The sequence below is a fragment of the Streptomyces sp. NPDC016845 genome (assembly GCF_044332585.1).
In the GTDB taxonomy this organism is placed as follows: domain Bacteria; phylum Actinomycetota; class Actinomycetes; order Streptomycetales; family Streptomycetaceae; genus Streptomyces.
Map to the genome: position 1 here is coordinate 1 of NZ_JBIRPI010000080.1, position 1,081 is coordinate 1,081.

1 protein-coding gene is annotated in these 1,081 nt (G+C 63.9%); it reads right to left on the bottom strand.

Annotated elements, in window-relative coordinates:
• Window positions 1-196: 196 nt before the first annotated feature.
• Complete coding sequence (locus ACH4RC_RS42505) at window positions 197-607, bottom strand: hypothetical protein (RefSeq protein ID WP_398210524.1); 411 nt, start codon at window positions 605-607, stop codon at window positions 197-199.
• Window positions 608-1,081: the final 474 nt, after the last annotated feature.

Consider the following 1,081-nt stretch of genomic DNA (forward strand, 5'->3'; position numbering starts at 1 on the left):
CTGCTCCGCAGACACGACGCGCCGTCGCTACGCGACGGTTCCCGCGCTACGCGCGGGAAGAACTCCCCGACTTCGTCGGGGAGTTGGGCGCCACTCCGTGCCGCCCGGGCCGGATCCACTCCGCGGCCCGGGCGGCCGGCTCGCTCCGCGATCCGTCCTGGGTCGAATCCGCTCCGCGTATTCGACAAAGCAGCGGCTACGAGGTGACCTTCCCGCCTCGCTCCACACGAATCGTGAAGGGGTCCATGTCGGTGCTTCCGTCCGTAGCAGTGAAGCCTGCGGAATTGAGAATTACGAGCAGGGCCCGGTGCATCTCTGCAGCGATCATTCCGCTGTGGCGAACCTCACGCATCTGCCGCACGTCTTCTCCGCCATTCATCCTCTCCAGCACACCCTCCGTCAAGGCCGGGTCGGTGCTCCAGCCCACGAAGACTCCCCCGCCCCCATCACCAAGCGGATCGACCACCACCTGCGCGCCCGGGGCCACATCCCTGCTTGAGTCCCGCGAGGCCGTGAATCCTGCGAGCCGGAGCTCCCGGACTACAGTGTCGGCAAGACTGTTCCACTCGGCGATGCTCCGTTCATCGGCCCTGAGTTCCTCACACATGCACCGCTCCTCCCCTAGCGCCCTCATCGGTCAGCCTTACGTCTGAAAGCTGATCAGGATCAGAAAATAGCGCTCACTCTGGCGCCTCCGACTACCAGGATCCGCACACTTCAACGCAACTCTGCAGACCCATGTGTGTCAAAACTTGTGGCGCGCTACCTTATGCTCTGAGGTCGCCTCCCCGATGCGCCGTACGGACCTCAGAAGAGGTCGAAGAGACGTTTACTGAAAGGATCCTACGGGGCTGGGACGAGCTACGACTGTCAGTCTTCTCGTACCGGATCCCGCAAGGATCGGGGAGACCTGGCCGTGACGGTCTGACTCTTGCTTACGACCGAGCCCACGGGTGTCCTGGCATTGATCTGTCGACCGTCCGGGCCTGAGGTTCCCCCGTTGTTCGGGAGTCGCTGATCAGCTGGTCAGGGCGGGTTGACGGGTGTTCAGGTTCGTTGGTTCGGCCGTCGCCTGGTCGGC

What these genes read in the sequence shown, in the direction of transcription:
- ACH4RC_RS42505 (WP_398210524.1), bottom strand. Translation starts at nt 607, where the DNA reads ATGTGTGAGGAACTCAGGGCCGATGAACGGAGCATCGCCGAGTGGAAC.